Genomic DNA, 16,791 nt, shown 5'->3' with positions numbered 1-16,791 from the left:
GATGCGCAGATTCATACTTAGCTTGGCACTGCTATGCATGATTACAACTCTCGGAAGCTGCGGGCAACAAACGGACCTTCCACCAGAGAATGCAGTAGAAAAAATTAACCTCCGGATTGCCTGGTGGGGAAGTGACTTCCGGAATAACGCTACAATTCAGGTTATCCAAATGTATGAACAACAGAATCCTCTGGTGAAAATTGAATATGATTACAGCGCCTTTAATGAGTATTGGAAAAAGCTTGCACCTAGTGCAGCAGGCAATGTTCTTCCAGACATTATCCAAATGGATATCTCTTACCTTTCGCAATATGGAACTTTGAATTTATTGCAAGACTTGTCACCTTATATTAAGAGCGGACTTATAGATACGAGCAGCATCAGCGACAACAATCTTGCCGGAGGTAAACTAGGCGAGCAGCTATATGGTTTTAATCTAGGGATTAATGCTTTGTACAGTGTGTATGATCCAGAAGTTTTTAAGGAGCAGGGAATTGAGCCTCCAGGGACGGATTGGAGCTGGGAGGATTTTGAGCAGATCGGCGTTACTTTAAAGGAACAGGGGAAAGGAATTTATCTGGGAACTTATCTGACGCCAGAACAGTTTTTTGCTTATTATTTACGGCAGAATGGAGCGTCATTGTTCTCGGAAGATGGAATAACCCTTGGCTATAGCGATGATCGCTTGTTTGTAGAGTATTTCGGACGTATGCAGCGTCTGATGCAGGAAAAACTGATTTTCGAACCTGATATCTGGACGTTAGATGTTAACAAACCGGATCAAGACCCTTTTTACAAAGGGGAAGCATTGCTGGGTTGGGGATATTCTAATCAGTTTATTAGCACTGTTCAGCGTTACGGAAAACCGCTGGCTTTAGCCACCATGCCAGGCCCGCACAATGATCGCGGCTTATTCTTGAAACCAGGGATGTTTTTTTCGATTTCAAAAAGCTCTAAGCAAAAGGAGGAAGCAGCAAAATTCATTAATTTCTTTGTCAATAATCTGGAAGCTAATAAAGTGCTTAAGGGAGAACGTGGCGTCCCGGTGTCCTCAGCTATTAAAGAGCAGATGAAGCCATTTCTAGAGCCAGAGCTTGCACAGGTTTTTGAATATATTGACTGGGTGGAGCAGAATAGCAGTCCGATGGATCCACCGGATCCGGTGGGTGCTTCAGAAGTAACTAGCGTATTACGTCAATTATATGATCTGCTTATGTTCAGCAAAATCACTCCTGAAAAAGCTGCCGAACAGTTCCGCCTTCAAGCCGATGAGATTTTATCTCAGAATATAAAATAAACAAAAAAAGGGGAGAAATACTGGATTGAAAGTAAATTTTAGAAAGGGCTGCTATGGCAGTTCTTTCTTTTTTTTGATTCCTAGAAGAGGAAATTCGTAGGGAACCGGAGAATTAACAGTAGATATGAAGGGAGAATGTTAAGTGGCGAACTTAGTAGATCGTAACTTTGCCGGCGGTAGTATAGGTGTTGCTACTTCCCTAATTGAATTAGAGCAGATCAGTAAACAGTATGGACGCCGACCCGTATTGGAGGATGTATCGTTCACTATTGAAAAGGGAACTGTAACTGCTCTGATCGGACGAAACGGATCCGGCAAAAGTACCCTGTTGTCAATCTTAGCTGGACTTGTCCACATTTCCTCAGGAAAGCTGAGTTGTAAGGATCCAAATCTGAGAATTGGTTATGCACCTGAGATGTTTCCAGGGTTGAAGCTGACCCCAGAACAGTACTTACGAAGTATGGGTCAGATTAGCGGCCTTGCGCCAGTCCTGATCGAACAGGAGCTAACAACGTTATTTCAACTTTTTAAACTGGAGCACTTTCGCAAGCAGTCGATGCTAAATTTCTCCAAAGGAATGCTGCAAAAAATTAATTTGATTCAAAGCTTGTTGGGAAGTCCCTCGTTGCTGCTTCTTGATGAACCTATGTCGGGCCTTGATCTCCCCTCAATGAATAAGTTAGCTGATCTTCTCATCGTTTTGAGAAATAAGGGGACTGCTATAGTCTTCTCTGTACATGAACCCCAATGGATTGAATTGCTTGCGGATCAGGTTCATGTGATACATGAAGGGAAAATTGTAAAGTCAATTCAGGGGTCAGAGAAGCTAAACATAAAACCCTCTACATACATACTATTGTCTAATCTGTCGATTCAGAAACTGCAGCAATTGAAGGAAATGGCAGGTTTCATTTCAATAAATACGTTTAAGGATAGTTGTAACATAGAACGTACGGCGTTGACAGTAACAAGTTCAGAATCAGATACTTTTTTGCGGGTTATCTTGGAGTCGGGTGGTTCAATACAATCGGTAGAACCTCGCGGAGGATCGCATGACTTAGAAAAATGGATGAATCCTAGGAGTTGAACAGGGGGTCTTACGTGTATCCGTTTATCGTTTACATGCTGCGAAGTTATACTCGATCTCAGCGTTATTTCGGCCCGTTAGCAGGGATTGTGATTGCAGTCTTGATATTGTATTCTTATAAGCCCAATCCAGTTATGAATAGCTATGCCGCTACAGCAGTAATGCTCTTTATAAGCTGCGCTTGGATGAGTCTTAGTTTTTTGAATCATGAGCACGCTGTTCATCGGCAGATTGCAGTTGTTCACATGCGAAGTGCGGCTAAACATAGTGCAGGTGGTATCTTAACGCTTGCATTTCTAACGCTGCTGCTAGATCTATTGATTGTCCTTTATCCTTGGGTAACGGGTCATTTTGCAGAATCACCCGGGGGATATCGGTTAATTCTCGCGCTCATAGGACATGGATTATTGGGTATGCTTGGTGTGGCTATTGCCCTATTCTTTCAATCTTCTTGGGTTCAAAAAGGCAGTCATGCGACAGGTATGTTGTTAGCTATCGTTATACTATCACTGGGCGGAGCACAAATCAGCGAAAGTTTGCCTGGTATATTTCATTTTTTGATCTGGTTGTTGCCGCCAGTAACTCCTGTAATGGAGGCCATGATGAAAGCTGATACTTTGTCATTAGCGGAGTTGTTAGGTTCCTTTGCACAAGCATTAGTATATATAACACTGCTTATCGGTTTTTATTTGTACAGATCAAGACAGAGGGATTACAACAAAACATAACTTGTATAGATAAAAGGAACAAGGATACAGAAGTGGGGGAAAAGATGAAGGATACATATGTACCTGAGAGTGAACAATCAAAAGAGTTATTCGCCTATTTTGGACTGGCAGTTTATTATGGACAGGCCCTCGAGCAGCAGCTTACCAACTTGCTATTGCTTACTAAGCTATCACAAGGAAAAACGCCAACAGAAGCAGATCTGACAGACCTTTATCAGCGAAAACTCAGCAATTCACTCGGCCAACTCATCAAAGAAATCCAACATCATTTTCCTTTCTCGGAGCAAGAAACCGCTCAGTTGGAGGAAGTATGGAAACAACGTAATTACATCGTTCATGATTACTTTAAAGAGCGTATACAGGAAACCTTTACGCCTGCCGGAAGGGCTAAAATGATTCGGGAGCTGAAACGTTTTAAAAATAAAGCAAGTAGACTTGAAGTTAAACTGCAAGGCTACTGCACAGAAATGTTCACGAAACTTGGATTAGAGGAGGAAAACTTATTGTAATAATCCTTCTAATCCGCAAGCTGTTACAACCTCTGGTCTAAAATGAACCGAAGAAGCTCTAACACAGCGAGAGAGTGCAGTTAAAGCTTCGCCTAATGCCGGAATCATCTCCGGTGTTAGGCTTTCTCCAGGTTCCCACCACCAATTGTTAATATTCAATGTTTGGCTCTTCTTATCCATCACCGGTTCAAATCTGCCAACAAAACGATCATTATATAATATAGGCAGTACATAGTAACCATATTCTCGTTCTATTGCCGGCTTATAGACCTCCCAGCGGTAATGAAATCCGAATAATTGCCGAACCAGCTCACGTTCCCACAACAAATTATCCAGCGGAGCCAAAACGGCCGCAAATGAATCACGTGGTTGAAGCCCAATCTCTTCAGATTCTTGCAGTATCACAGACTCCAAGGTTGGAGCATCTATACTGCGGATATAAAGCGGAACCTTAATCCCCTCGACCCAAACTTTTCTGAGACTATCCTTCTCCAGCAATCTCTGAATCGCCGCCGCACGCTCTTTGCTCTTCAGTCCGGATATGCCCAGCCATCCGTCTCCAGATTTATTCCATAACAAGCCGATACTTCCTATTCTACGTAACACATACCAATCATGAAATTGTTCTTCCGTGACATTTGGATCGGCTGAACTCAGCAGCTCTGAGGGTAACAAACGTTCAGCGAAATCATAATATCGCCGGGTATGTACACGATGGTGGACAACAATCTCTCCCCAAAAGTACATGCTTTCCATTGCAGCTCGTGATAATCTTGTCGGAGCCCAAGCCCAATCTACTTTTTCCTTTCCGTCTAAATCCAGAGAGGAGAGGGGGCCACGCTTCTGAAGCTCTTCACGAACCTGTGCTACAGCGACCATTACAGGCTCATTAGCCTGATGGTGGGAGGCAGCAGCTGTTCTTCTCCGCTTAAAATAAGGCCAATCCTCTGTACAATAAATTGACATGTTCTTGTCCCAGCCATCAACGAGCAGTCTGTCTTCATACAGAAGCTCTTGGACCAGTTCTGGCGTAAATCCCGGAATCCGTGCCTGGAGGACCAGCTCATGATTATGGCCAGCGATATTAAGGGGGTCATATTGGATGCAGCCTACGTGACGAACATAGTCATAAATACTAAGTTTTCCAGAAGGGATAGCTCCAGCAGTTAACTTTTGATGAGATAGCAGAAAAAGCCTGGCTTGTTTCTTAGTCAAATTATAAGTAAGCATCGTTTGCTCCTCCAAGGTTATGTATTAATTTCCATAATACAGAACATCTGTTCTAAGATCAAGCAGGAAAAAACCCTGAATCACAATGAAGTGACTCAGGGTTGTAAATTACATTTTCTCAAGAGAGGGTTGCAAGTTTCCGAGTGCTGGACGGTTGCTTGCGCCAGCGTTATCGTCAGAGCTGTTAGCAGCAGCACCTACTTGCAGCTGGTACATACGGAAGTATCTTCCGCCAAGCGCCATCAGTTCATCATGGCTGCCGCGTTCTACGATCTCTCCGTGATGCAGGACTAGAATCTGATCTGCACTGCGAATCGTGGATAAGCGGTGAGCGATGATGAAAGTGGTGCGTCCTTTTTTGAGAACTTCCAGCGCATCCTGAATGACGCTTTCCGTTTCTGTATCGATGTTGGAGGTAGCTTCATCTAGAATGAGAATAGCTGGGTCAAAGGAGAGAGCTCTCGCAAAAGAAATCAATTGCCGCTGACCCGCAGATAAAGTACTTCCTTTTTCGATGACAGGTTCATCAAATCCTTGTGGAAGATGAGCGAGTAACTTATCCGCACCAACCTCACGCAAAGCACGTTCTACCCGTTCACGGGAAATTCGTTCATCCCCTAGGCTGACGTTCGAAGCAATGGTGCCCGTGAAGAGGTACGGATCCTGCAGCACGATGCCCATGTGATTCCGCAGCCACTGCTTCGGAATATCCGTAACCTTTTGACCGTCAATCGTAATATCGCCTTTTTGTGGATCATAGAACCGGAACAGCAGATTGATGATTGAGCTTTTGCCGGAACCCGTATGACCTACAAGAGCGACAGTTTCACCCGGGCGTGCTTCAAAGGAGATATCGCGCAGGACGTAGTCTTTTTTATAAGCAAAAGATACATTCTTAAATTCCACTTTCCCTTTGTAGCGTGGCATGGAGCCGTCCGTAACATTCTCTCCAGGTTCATCCATAAGCGTAAACACACGTCCTGCAGATACCATAGAAGTATCCAGGTTCGCCAACTGGTTCACCATGCCTGTGATAGGCTGGAACAAACGTCCGAGCACATCGACAAAGGCATACAGAACGCCTAAGGATACAAAGGTTGAACCAGTAATACTGCCATGTCCGAAATACCAAAGCACCATCACAAAAGAGAGACTGCGAAGTGAGTTCACCAGATTGTGGGACGTGAAAGCATTCAGATTTAACATTTTATTCTGATATTTCAAGTAATCATCGTTCAGGTTCTCAAATTCTGCACTAAGCTGCTTCTGACGGCGGAATATCCGGACGATTGACATCCCCTGAATCGATTCATTAATAATGGCGTTAATTTCACTTAGACGTGAGCGAATGATCGTATTGTATTTGGTCGCAATTTTGCGATAGAGCACGATCCATAACACAAGAATAGGTACAATGAACAAGCTGATCAGACCCAGACGGACATCAAGTAAGAACAGAGCGATATATACGCCAGTTATATTGATAATACCGGTGCTGAAATTGGAGAGGACGGCAATGAATAGATCCTTAATCGCCTCGGTATCATTTGTAACCCGCGACACTACCTTACCAGCAGGCAAATTGTCAAAAAAATGAACGGGTAGTCGCTGGATATGCGCGTATACATCTGTCCGCAGCTTCCGGATTACCTGATTCGCCGAAGATTGCAGCCAATAGGTTTTTCCGAATTCAGCAAAGATGGAGATTACAAGAAAAATAGCATACATTCCGACCAACTGATAGATTCCAGGAAGCTCGGGTTTGTAAAAAGCGAACAGCTCATCGGCCGACAGCTTAACCGCGGGATAGATAACTTCGTTATCACCACGGGTGATATGCATCTCTCCATCGATGAACTTTCGTTCACCGTCAGGCTGTGTTACAGCTTCGTTAATAAAATAGAAACTTCTCCCTGCTTGAAGAACACGAATTTCTTGGCCTTTAGTTTCACCAGGCTCAAAGCGATCGCCGCGTTTGTATAAATTATTGTTATATTCAGCCGCCTTATCGGGAGACGTGGTGCTGAAATAGGGCTTCTCGATGGCCAGCATGTGATTGTCGATCATGCTTTTGGCTATAAATGGACCTGCCAGCTCTGCCGCTACCCCGATTGAAAGCAGCAGAAGGGCTGCGATAAAGGTTTTCTTTGCGGTCAATGCATATTCCAGCAGGCGTTTGCCTGTACTTTGTGTCAACCGTGACACCTCCTAAAATGTTTTGCGTAGTCGTAGCTCGTTTATTTATGGTTATAGTTTAATCATTTGATAAGTTATTTTCGACTTGCTGCCGATCATATTGTTCACGGTACCAGCCATTCAAATCCAATAGTTCCTGATGTGTACCTCGCTCAACGATTTGTCCGTTATCCAGTACAACAATCATGTCGGCATGTTGGACGGCAGAAAGACGGTGAGTAGAGATTAATGTGGTTTTTCCGGCACGTTCATTCCGGATATTGTCGATAATCTGAGCTTCCGTACGAGCGTCAACGGCTGATAAGGCATCGTCCAGAATAAGAATATCAGGATTAGCGATAAAAGCTCTGGACAGAGAGACACGTTGCTTTTGTCCACCGGAGAGAGATACACCACGTTCACCCACTAGAGTATCCAGACCATCGGACAATGTGCCCAGGTCGTTCTGGAAAGCGGCAGCTGTAATGGCTTGCATAATCGTATCGTCATCGGCGTTGTCTAGACCAAACTGAATGTTTTGCCGAACGGATTTGGAGAAAAGGATTTGCTCTTGTGGAACATAACCCATCCAGCTATGCAGCTGATCCAGGGAAATCTGTTGAATAGGCACGCCAGAGATAAGGATTTCTCCATTACCTGTCGGATATTCGCGGAGCAATTGTTTGAGCAGTGTAGATTTCCCGCTTCCTGTACGCCCGACTACACCTAATGTCTGCCCTTGGTTCAGGGTTAGGTTGACATGGGTTAGATTGTCTATCGTCGAAGAAGGATAACGGAAAGTCACATCGTTAAGCTCGATTCGAGTAGGGTGGGGAACTTGAACGGGATGGGCAGCATTTTGAACATCGGGTTTGGAGTTTAACGTCTCGTCGATACGTTCGAGGGAAGCTCCACCACGCTGCATAATGTTGATCAATTCTCCAATAGCGAACATCGGCCATACAATCATACCGAGGTACATATTAAAGGAGACTAGATCACCCAGTGTGATCTGATTGCGGAATACAAGGTATATCCCATAAGTAAGACCAATAATGTAGCTGAGTCCGACGCAGAAGCGGATGGTTGGTTCGAAGAAAGCATCGACACGAGCTACGGCCATATTTTTGTTGTAAACATCTTCAGTAATATCCGAGAAACGTTTTTCATCAAGACGCTCTTGGACATAAGCACGGATTACGCGCACACCAGAGACAGATTCGAGCACTTGGTCATTCATATCTCCGAATGCATCCTGCGCTAAGCTGTACCGATCATGAATAGCTTTACCATAAAAAATCATAGCTATTGCAATTAGGGGTAATGGTAATACTGCTGCAAGGGTCAATTTCCAACTCACGAGAAAGCCCATCGCAAACAGCACAACCGTGAGGTAGATTGTAGAATCCACCAGTGTAAGCATCCCGAATCCTACGGTAGCTGAGACGGCTCTGATATCATTGGTTGCCCGGGCCATGAGGTCACCAGTTCTATTTTTTTCGAAGAACGAAGGTGTCATAGTCATAAGATGATTCATAAATCGGGAGCGCAGCAGGCGCTCAACAAGGTTGGAACCTCCGAAAAGTTTGTGCATCCATATGTAGGTAATCCAATAAATAACTAGCAGCAAAATGAATATCATGCCGATATATTTGGCAAGCGAAGCTGTAGTAATCGAACCGCGTACTATGTCGTCAATGGCATTGCCTAGCAGACGTGGAGGGAGTAATTCAAGAACGCCCACACCTATGAGTAATATGAGTCCAATCAGGTAACGCCTTTTTTCTCGGCGAAAAAACCAGCCGAGATCGCGAAGAACAGAGAACAAGTAAATCCCTTCCTTTCAGGTTGTAATGATTGCTTGTGATGCTGATAAAAGCGCAAGTGATTATCTCTTCAGCAAACAAAAAAGGCATATCATCCGAAAACGGACGATATGCCTGTAATTTACAGCTATCATGCGCACGGTGCGTTACAGCACCAAGCATGTGAGAGACCTTCAAGAACTAAAGTTATACGGTCCATAAGACTCGCAAAAACTTCAGGATGGCTTAATCACTTGGGCTGCTTCGGTATTCGGTTGAGTAAAAATTCCAACAATAGTAAAATAATATGGCTGTAACTTCGTAAACACCGCGCTCACCCCTTTCATTAATTTGGTAATAACTAGAAGACGTTTAGTTATGTTCAGAGTTTATCATCCGGTTCGCGAATTTGTCAAACTTAATTTTAAATGGATTGGGAAATCATTAATTGCATAAAGTTGTTTGAATATCGACTTATTTTCGTTATGATTAGAATATACAAAGGAGCTGAGAGAAATGAACATGGAAATTAGTCAAGCAGCGGCAGCTTGGTTTAAGAGAGAATTGGACCTTAAGAATGGAGACTATATTCGTTTATTTCCCCGTTATAGCTCGGGAGGTGGACTTCACCCCGGTTTTTCGCTGGGCATTGCTACAGAAGCACCTGGGCGTCCAGCTATTCAGGTCAAACAGGATGATATTGTGTTCTATATGGAGGAGCAGGACTTATGGTATATGGAAGGTTATGACCTATCTATCGTATACTCTGAGTCAGAGGATGACATTGAATATAAGTACGAACCAAAGCCGGTATCCGGCGAAGTGCAGGTATAGTTGTCTTAATGATTGTTTATTTTAATCAGGAAAAGCCCTTGCCAAAAGGCAGGGGCTTTTCAAATGCTGTCTTTAAAAATGAGGGTATTCCAGTTGGAAATACATAGGTGTTATCAGTGCAAATTGCGAGAGGTTTCTTCCTCCAGAGCGAAGTCGAAGTCGTCAATATCGTACACCTGAACTGGAACTCCACCCTCGATGATCCGTTGAATCAATTCAAATTGATCCGTTAGGATAGGTACTTTCTCACGTTGTGAGGACAGCAGAAGCTCTGTTTCGATGGGATCGAACATCTCACCGTAGGCAGCGGTATCCATACTGTTAATGATGGTGATTTTGGATTGCCCGCCAAGGAGAATACCTGAGCTTTTCGCCCAAGGCACAGCTAAACAGCGGTTGATCTTCTTCGCGTTGAGCGGTTCTTCAAAATAAGCAATGAGCTCACTAATCTTCAACTTAACATGCTTGTCGTCGTCCGGACGGTTCATCAACGGATCATCGCTGTCTCGCAGTTCGTATAGTTCCATCACGGTAGTATAAGGCACTATATATTCTACAGGGCTGCTCGATACGAGAAGCTGGCCGTAAATCGCCATCATGACGGCTTCCGTCACAAATTGTCTAGACATCGTTATCCTCCTGAAGTTCGGTACTGCAATTGTACTTATGATCTAAAATTATAAAAACACTGTAGAGAGCAAAAGTCAACTGTACTTAGCAACTCACTAAAGAGAAGGGACAGAATATTCCTGTGAAGCAATGGAAATCATATTTTACTTTTGTACGACCTTATATGAAATTGATTGTGTTTACGCTGTTTATCGGCATGATCAAATTCAGTATTCCGCTAACACTGCCAATGATTCTGAAATACGTGGTCGATGACCTCCTAATGAACCCGAGCATGGGGATTGAGGAACGGGTATCACATTTGATGCTTATTTTGGGTGGTGCCTTAATTTTATTTGTTATCGTAAGAGGGCCCGTAGAGTATTATCGCCAATACTTTGCTCAGCTTATCACAAGTAAAGTGTTGTTCGATATGCGAAATAAGCTTTACAGTCATTTACAGCGGCTGTCACTGCGGTATTATCAGAATACCAAGGTGGGAGAAGCCATCTCCAGATTTATTAACGATGTTGAGCAGACCAAAAATTTGGTCGAAGTCGGCATGATGAATGTATGGCTCGACACGTTCACACTAGTTTTTGCTTTGGGATTTATGTTTTATTTAAATCCGGTGCTGGCGCTCGTGTCTATCTCGGTATTACCTTTTTACGCAATTGCAGTTAACAAATTGTATAAGCGGCTTAAGCTGTTAACGAAAGATCGTTCCCAAGCTCTGGCTGGCATTCAAGGTTATCTCCATGAACGGATTCAAGGGATATCAATCATCCGCAGCTTTACGATGGAAAAAGTGGATCAGAAGCAGTTTGAGGACATCAACGGTAACTTTCTTAAAAAAGCGATGGCGCAAACCCGCTGGAATGCTATGACCTTCGCAATTATTAATACATTAACGGATATAGCACCTCTTTTGGTCATCGGATATGGTGGTTATCAGGTCATTCATGGCAATTTGACAGTAGGTACCTTTGTAGCTTTCTTTGGCTATCTGGACCGGATGTATTCCCCGCTGCGGAGATTGATTAATTCCTCGACGGTGCTTACGCAAGCCTCTGCTTCTCTTGAACGGGTGCTTGAGCTGCTGAATGAGCCTTATGATATTGTAGACAAGCCGGGAGCAAAAGTGCTAAAGGATTCACGTGGTGAGATTGCTTTTGAGAATGTATGGTTTAAATATAACGAAGAGAATGATTGGGTCTTAAAAGATATTAATCTGAGTATTCAGCCCGGACAGACCATTGCGTTCGTCGGAATGAGCGGTGGAGGAAAGTCCTCCCTTATAAGCTTGATCCCGAGATTCTATGACATCAGTAAAGGCAGCCTCCAAATGGATGGTTATGATATACAGGAATTAACACAGGAAAGCTTGCGTAGGTCTGTCGGCATGGTCCTGCAAGATAATTTCTTATTCAGCGGATCTGTGCGTGAGAATATTTTGTTCGGTAATCCTAATGCCACGGAAGAAGAGGTCATTTCAGCAGCAAAAGCTGCCAATGCGCATGATTTTATTGAGCAGCTGCCACTGGGTTATGAGACAGAAGTGGGAGAACGTGGTGTTAAGCTATCCGGAGGACAGAAGCAGCGGGTTGCTATCGCAAGGGTATTTCTCAAGAATCCGAAGGTTCTTATATTAGACGAAGCTACTTCGGCGCTGGATCTGGAATCGGAGCATTTAATTCAACAAGCGCTGCAGTCTCTTTCTTCGGAACGTACTACACTAATTGTAGCGCATAGACTGTCAACGATTACACATGCGGATCAGATTGTCGTACTTGAGAATGGTGAAATTACTGAACGGGGTACGCATGAACAGCTGATGGCGATAGAGGGTAGTTATGCGCGATTATTTAACGTACAGCATTTAGACGCTTAATATTTTTTTGGAAAAATACTTGAACACCTTAGTGGTCCTCTCGAAAGAGAAGGCCACTTTTTTTGAATTCCAATCAGGGTGGCGGCACACAGTAACTTATACTATGGCAAAAATTCTAAACGGAATCTGAGTCTTTTCGGAGATCATGTGCGTCTAAAGCTTATAAACATCATGAAAGGAAGTGAGGAACGTGAATAAAACCACACTTGAGGAAAAGGCGATAGCAGGTGATGAAGACAGCTTTACTGCGCTTATTGACGGCATGCAGGAGCGTTTATACCGAATGGCCTACTCCTACGTGCGGAATCAAGAGGATGCGCTGGAGATTGTGCAGGAGACCGTCTTCAAAGCCTATATCTCCATTCATAAATTGAAGCAACCGCAATATTTTAAAACTTGGCTCACCAAGATCGCTGTCAACTGTGCGCTGGACTTTATCCGTAAATCTAAAAAAATCGTGTATATAGATCAAGAGCTGGGAGGCAGCTATGCTCCGAAATCTAGGGAAGAAGTTATGGACTTGCATGAAGCGCTCAGCGGCCTTGATGAAAAATCAAGAATGGTGATTGTGATGAGATATTTGGAGGACTTGCCCATAAAGGAAATTGCAGAAGTTCTCGATATGCCCCTGAGCAGTGTCAAAACCGTTATTTATAGAGGTTTGGAAAAATTAAAAATAAGTATGGAGGAGAGTGAGTACTTTGGATAAGCAACTAGAACGTCTACAGCAAGCCTATAATGAGATTGAAATTCCTAAAGAACTATCATTCGCTTCTCGTAAAGGAATTGAAAGAGGGAAAATCTATAAACAGAAAAATAGTTCTTCAAAACGTGCCTTGAAATGGACAGGATCAGTAGCTGCGGCTGTATTGATTTCTTTTACGGTGGGTGTAAATACGGTTCCTGCTTTTGCGAGTAGTATGGATCAAATACCGGTTCTAGGTAAGCTGGTCAGTGTTCTGCAATTTACGGAAGGAAGTGCAGGCGGTGGAACCATTCAGGATGGAGTAGATGTGAACTTTATTTCGGTGAAACAATTGAAGAATAGCGATCAATTGATTTTGAATTTTGCAAATCCAGATGAAACACAACAGTTAGCAAGCTCATATAACGTAAAGTTTACGGAAAATCCGGCAACAATGACGATTACAGTAAGTGGGGCCAGAAAATTCTCAGCAGTCAAAGATCTGGAGACATTAAAACAAAGCCGATATGTTCAGGATGCTTATCCACTAATTACACTAGATGATTCGGCTATTCGGTTCAATGTCACGCTTACGGACTCGGTTGCTTATGAGGTAAAGGAATATAAAGAGCCAGCACAGGTAGTGATTACGTTAAAAGAGAAAGGAGACGAAGTAAAAGGGGGCTCTGTATATTCGTTAAGAACGGTCTCACAGCCTTCTGGTGAGGCGCTGGGTATGGCTGAAGAAATGTTATATGGGTTAGAGGATGTGCGGATGTTAAAGGATGAGAAAGGCTTATATCTCGTGGAAGCAGGATATTTTAATACAGAAGAAGAGGCTTTGAAGCAGTTGCAGAAAATTAAGACAGAGTATGGCGTTGAAGATTTATTAGTCGTTGAAAAAAGAGCGGTGCAGCAAATTCCGCAGTCCATTTCTCAGGTGGAGGAATAGTGATGTAGTGGCTTCTATAAAAGGCACACAAAAAAGACCGCCAAAAGCGGTCTTTTTTGTGTGCTGTTCTATTACATTTTGCCGATCATAAGTGATAAAATGCCGGCTGCGATCAGCGGACCGACCGGAACGCCTTTAAATAACGCAACCCCGATCACCGTGCCAATCAGTAGACCTGCAACAACTGTGGGTTGGTTGGTCATGAGCGTAGCACCGCGGCCTCCAAGAAAAGCGACAAGAATGCCGATAGCGATAGCAAGCAAGGACTTCCAGTGCAAGAAGGATTGACCGACTGTCTGCAGCGATATTTTGCCGCTGGCTAATGGGGTCATGACCCCGATGGTCAGGATGATAATCCCGATGGTTAAACCGTATTTTTCTAGCCAAGGAAAAGTTTGCTGTAAGCCAAGTACTCTTAGCAATAATAGGACGACCATTGCTATTGTTACAGGGGAATTGCTGCTGATAATTCCAAGCGCTGCAAGTCCAAGCAAAAGCAAAGAGGTCATGTCCATCTTAATGTTTCAACTCCTTAGGATTAGAACTTTCTTTTGACACAATGTGATCTGCAATAAGCTTACCATGCCCTCTTCCGGTCTCAATAAACACTTCGTTAGCATTGCGGCCGGAGGCGATTACTCCAGCAACATACAACCCTGGAACATTACTTTCCATGGTAGAGGTGTTAAAAGCAGGCTTATCCATGTCGTCATCCATGATCACACCCGCTGAAGTGAGGAGGGTACGGCTCGGACGGAAGCCAGTCAAGGCAAGAACGAAATCATTATCCAATGCTTTCTTGTCCCCCTTATGATCCGTAACAATTACTGAGCTTGCAGTAATTTCAGTGACACGCGAGCCTAAGTGCAGAGTGATTTTCCCTTTTTGCACCATGCCTTCAAAGATTGGCCGAACCCAAGGTTTAATATTCTCTGAGATGCTTTCACCACGATATACCATATCTACCGTAGCTCCTACACGCATAAGCTCCAGTGCTGCATCTACTGCGGAATTACTGCCGCCAATTACAGTTACCTTCATTCCCGTGTAAGGATGGGCTTCACCGAAATAATGAGTAACTTTAGGTAGTTCTTCACCTGGAATGCCAATCATATTAGGCTGATCAAAATAACCTGTTGCTATAACTACATTTGCAGTGATACGTTTCTGATGCTCACCACGCATATTTGACGTATGTACGGCAAAGGTTCCATCTTCAAGCGGCTCAATGGATAAAGCTTCTTCATAAGCGGCGATCTCTAGACCATATTGCTCGGCGGCTCGGCGATAATAGACAAGCGCTTCATGACGGTAAGGCTTGTCGTTCGTCGAAGTGAAAGGAACATCCCCGATTTCTAATAACTGAGCCGTACTGAAAAATTGCATATTTGTTGGATACAAATAAATGGAGTGCACAATAAAGCTTTTTTCAATGATAAGGCTGGACAGGCCTTGGCGTTGGCATTCGATAGCTGCCGAGAGGCCGCAAGGACCTGCACCGATAATAATGACATCTTTCATAAAGCGGGTTACCTCCTGATTGTTACTATCTTTTCTTTAAATCCTACCCTAAATTCATGAATTTTTCCATAAGAGCAGATTGAGTATAATAACCATTGCAAGAACAACGTTGATTATTATATAATTAGATATATATCTAATGTATCAATTTATTGTGAAATTCTAGGAGCGTGAACCCAGTGCAGTTGGAGAAAATCGTGAGTTATCATAAAGCTTTAGCTGATCCAACGCGTCTTCGCTTATTGTTGCTTTTGTCCCAAGGAGAAATGCACGGGCAAGCGCTGGCTGAAAAGTTGAATTTATCGCAGCCTACAGTCACTCATCATGCGGCTAAATTACGTGAAGCGGCTCTAATAAAGGAAAGACGCGACAAAAATACAGTTTACTTTAAACTGAATCCGGAGTTTATCAATAATGGGGCTGAAGCTTCACTGCAATTTATTTTTTCGAAAGGAGCTGAGAATATGGAAGAGCAATTGCCTGAGAATAGTCTTCAGGATACTGTAATCCGTAATTTTTTCTCTAAAGATGGACGGCTGCGGCAAATTCCCGCACAATACAAGAAGAAATTGATAGCGCTTCAATACATGGTTGAGAAGCTGGAGCCAGGTGTTGTTTATACGGAAAAGGAAATCAATGAGTTTATTAAGCAGTTTCATGAAGATTTTGCCACTATTCGTCGTGAATTCATCATGCATCAGTTTATGTATCGTGAGAAGGACAAGTATGAACTAAATCCTCGAGAAGTATGGACTCGGTGGGAATATGTCAAATAATGATCTTTTAAATATTAACATTCTGTGTCGATTTGAAATGTACTGATTAATTATTCGAATTTCGAATAAAATGGAATTGTAAGCGTTATCTGAGACATATTTAGAAAGGAGACTTTCGTTATGTTATTTAAACGCACAAAAAAGCAACCCAAATCAGATCATGTAACCGTCACATTACCTCAAGTGAAACAGGCGATTCGAAAGTTCGAAGAAGATATGCCTGGACCTATTAATAGAACAGCATTAATCTTAGAGGACAAAAGAATCGATATGAGTCGTCTGAAACGTTATTTAGGTGGAATACCCGAACGGAATTTCTATATGTCTCGAGAGACCTATGAAATTTTCGAGGAAGAAGACAAGTTAGTGCCGTATTATCTGGATTTAGTTCAGGCTGCTGTAGACAGTTATATTAGTGATACAGGCAAGCTACCGCTGCTTGAAGACACCTGGTTGCCAGAGGTTCATTATCGGTTGTTATCTACAGAAAGTTATCTGAAAGAAACACCTCCTTTTCCGCTGTATATTACGGATGAAGAAATGATGCTGACCCATCGGGCAGAGCATTTCGAGTAAAGGAATGACGCAGATACGAATCTTCACAAAGACTGTTCAGTAAAAGGGAAGCCACAAATCCTTTTTGTTGAATAGTCTTTTCTTTGTCTCTTAAGGCATAGTACAATTACATTCTG

At 43.2% G+C, this 16,791-nt stretch carries 16 protein-coding genes; 10 read left to right on the top strand and 6 right to left on the bottom strand.

Features of this window, described 5'->3' with window-relative positions:
• Position 1 precedes the first annotated feature (1 nt).
• The 4 genes from MHI25_RS17855 to MHI25_RS17840 all read left to right on the top strand — a co-directional run bounded on the left by MHI25_RS17855 (position 2) and on the right by MHI25_RS17840 (position 3,621).
• Positions 2–1,297: an extracellular solute-binding protein gene (locus MHI25_RS17855; protein WP_076128322.1), complete on the top strand. Its 1,296-nt coding sequence runs from the start codon at positions 2–4 to the stop codon at positions 1,295–1,297.
• Positions 1,298–1,439: 142 nt separating this feature from the next.
• Positions 1,440–2,384, top strand: a complete 945-nt coding sequence (locus MHI25_RS17850; protein WP_076128324.1) for an ABC transporter ATP-binding protein — start codon at positions 1,440–1,442, stop codon at positions 2,382–2,384.
• Between the two features lie 14 nt (positions 2,385–2,398).
• Positions 2,399–3,112 carry a hypothetical protein gene (locus tag MHI25_RS17845; RefSeq protein ID WP_076128327.1) on the top strand — a complete coding sequence of 238 codons (714 nt, stop codon included), beginning with the start codon at positions 2,399–2,401 and terminating at the stop codon, positions 3,110–3,112.
• Between the two features lie 44 nt (positions 3,113–3,156).
• Positions 3,157–3,621, top strand: a complete 465-nt coding sequence (locus MHI25_RS17840) for a hypothetical protein (RefSeq protein WP_038571625.1) — start codon at positions 3,157–3,159, stop codon at positions 3,619–3,621.
• On the opposite strand, the gene MHI25_RS17835 is transcribed toward MHI25_RS17840, so the two are convergent.
• The 3 genes from MHI25_RS17835 to MHI25_RS17825 all read right to left on the bottom strand — a co-directional run bounded on the left by MHI25_RS17835 (position 3,613) and on the right by MHI25_RS17825 (position 8,854).
• Positions 3,613–4,851, bottom strand: coding sequence for a winged helix DNA-binding domain-containing protein (locus tag MHI25_RS17835; RefSeq protein WP_076194710.1), 1,239 nt, complete (start codon positions 4,849–4,851; stop codon positions 3,613–3,615). The genes MHI25_RS17840 and MHI25_RS17835 overlap by 9 nt on opposite strands.
• A 108-nt stretch (positions 4,852–4,959) precedes the next feature.
• Positions 4,960–7,047, bottom strand: a complete 2,088-nt coding sequence (locus tag MHI25_RS17830) for an ABC transporter ATP-binding protein (RefSeq protein WP_076184457.1) — start codon at positions 7,045–7,047, stop codon at positions 4,960–4,962.
• 58 nt (positions 7,048–7,105) lie between these two features.
• Positions 7,106–8,854 (bottom strand): ABC transporter transmembrane domain-containing protein, encoded by a 1,749-nt coding sequence (locus MHI25_RS17825; RefSeq protein ID WP_076184456.1) that lies wholly within the window; start codon positions 8,852–8,854, stop codon positions 7,106–7,108.
• A 493-nt stretch (positions 8,855–9,347) separates the two neighbouring features.
• Between MHI25_RS17825 and MHI25_RS17820 the strand changes: the two genes are divergently transcribed.
• A complete protein-coding gene (locus MHI25_RS17820) occupies positions 9,348–9,665 on the top strand; it encodes a HesB/YadR/YfhF family protein (protein WP_036688019.1) in 318 nt (105 codons plus the stop codon).
• Positions 9,666–9,778: 113 nt separating this feature from the next.
• Here MHI25_RS17820 and MHI25_RS17815 read toward each other — a convergent pair whose 3' ends face one another.
• A complete protein-coding gene (locus MHI25_RS17815; RefSeq protein WP_036688017.1) occupies positions 9,779–10,294 on the bottom strand; it encodes a hypothetical protein in 516 nt (171 codons plus the stop codon).
• A 122-nt stretch (positions 10,295–10,416) separates the two neighbouring features.
• Here MHI25_RS17815 and MHI25_RS17810 point away from each other — a divergent pair, with 122 nt between their 5' ends.
• The 3 genes from MHI25_RS17810 to MHI25_RS17800 all read left to right on the top strand — a co-directional run bounded on the left by MHI25_RS17810 (position 10,417) and on the right by MHI25_RS17800 (position 13,802).
• Positions 10,417–12,165, top strand: a complete 1,749-nt coding sequence (locus tag MHI25_RS17810; protein WP_340393815.1) for an ABC transporter ATP-binding protein — start codon at positions 10,417–10,419, stop codon at positions 12,163–12,165.
• A 190-nt stretch (positions 12,166–12,355) separates the two neighbouring features.
• Positions 12,356–12,874 carry a sigma-70 family RNA polymerase sigma factor gene (locus MHI25_RS17805; RefSeq protein WP_076128340.1) on the top strand — a complete coding sequence of 173 codons (519 nt, stop codon included), beginning with the start codon at positions 12,356–12,358 and terminating at the stop codon, positions 12,872–12,874.
• Positions 12,867–13,802, top strand: coding sequence for a DUF4179 domain-containing protein (locus MHI25_RS17800; protein ID WP_076128342.1), 936 nt, complete (start codon positions 12,867–12,869; stop codon positions 13,800–13,802). The genes MHI25_RS17805 and MHI25_RS17800 overlap by 8 nt, the downstream gene beginning before the upstream one ends.
• Positions 13,803–13,873: 71 nt before the next feature.
• Here the strand turns inward: MHI25_RS17800 and MHI25_RS17795 are convergent, their stop codons facing one another.
• Both MHI25_RS17795 and MHI25_RS17790 read right to left on the bottom strand, forming a co-directional pair.
• Positions 13,874–14,317, bottom strand: a complete 444-nt coding sequence (locus MHI25_RS17795; protein ID WP_036688009.1) for a DUF441 domain-containing protein — start codon at positions 14,315–14,317, stop codon at positions 13,874–13,876.
• Position 14,318: 1 nt separating this feature from the next.
• Entirely contained in the window at positions 14,319–15,323 is a 1,005-nt protein-coding gene (locus MHI25_RS17790; protein ID WP_036688007.1) for a YpdA family putative bacillithiol disulfide reductase, read from the bottom strand.
• A gap of 179 nt (positions 15,324–15,502) precedes the next feature.
• Here MHI25_RS17790 and MHI25_RS17785 point away from each other — a divergent pair, with 179 nt between their 5' ends.
• Both MHI25_RS17785 and MHI25_RS17780 read left to right on the top strand, forming a co-directional pair.
• Complete coding sequence (locus tag MHI25_RS17785) at positions 15,503–16,099, top strand: metalloregulator ArsR/SmtB family transcription factor (RefSeq protein WP_036688006.1); 597 nt, start codon at positions 15,503–15,505, stop codon at positions 16,097–16,099.
• A gap of 120 nt (positions 16,100–16,219) precedes the next feature.
• Positions 16,220–16,675 (top strand): DUF3939 domain-containing protein, encoded by a 456-nt coding sequence (locus MHI25_RS17780; protein ID WP_036688004.1) that lies wholly within the window; start codon positions 16,220–16,222, stop codon positions 16,673–16,675.
• The last annotated feature ends 116 nt before the right edge of the window (positions 16,676–16,791 follow it).

It is taken from the genome of Paenibacillus sp. FSL E2-0177, from assembly GCF_037992975.1.
Lineage (GTDB): Bacteria > Bacillota > Bacilli > Paenibacillales > Paenibacillaceae > Paenibacillus_AQ > Paenibacillus_AQ odorifer.
This window is presented reverse-complemented; position numbering and strand designations above follow the sequence as displayed.

What these genes read in the sequence shown, in the direction of transcription:
- MHI25_RS17855 (WP_076128322.1), top strand. Translation starts at nt 2, where the DNA reads ATGCGCAGATTCATACTTAGCTTGGCACTGCTATGCATGATTACAACT.
- MHI25_RS17840 (WP_038571625.1), top strand. Translation starts at nt 3,157, where the DNA reads ATGAAGGATACATATGTACCTGAGAGTGAACAATCAAAAGAGTTATTC.
- MHI25_RS17835 (WP_076194710.1), bottom strand. Translation starts at nt 4,851, where the DNA reads ATGCTTACTTATAATTTGACTAAGAAACAAGCCAGGCTTTTTCTGCTA.
- MHI25_RS17820 (WP_036688019.1), top strand. Translation starts at nt 9,348, where the DNA reads ATGAACATGGAAATTAGTCAAGCAGCGGCAGCTTGGTTTAAGAGAGAA.
- MHI25_RS17815 (WP_036688017.1), bottom strand. Translation starts at nt 10,294, where the DNA reads ATGTCTAGACAATTTGTGACGGAAGCCGTCATGATGGCGATTTACGGC.
- MHI25_RS17795 (WP_036688009.1), bottom strand. Translation starts at nt 14,317, where the DNA reads ATGGACATGACCTCTTTGCTTTTGCTTGGACTTGCAGCGCTTGGAATT.
- MHI25_RS17790 (WP_036688007.1), bottom strand. Translation starts at nt 15,323, where the DNA reads ATGAAAGATGTCATTATTATCGGTGCAGGTCCTTGCGGCCTCTCGGCA.
- MHI25_RS17780 (WP_036688004.1), top strand. Translation starts at nt 16,220, where the DNA reads ATGTTATTTAAACGCACAAAAAAGCAACCCAAATCAGATCATGTAACC.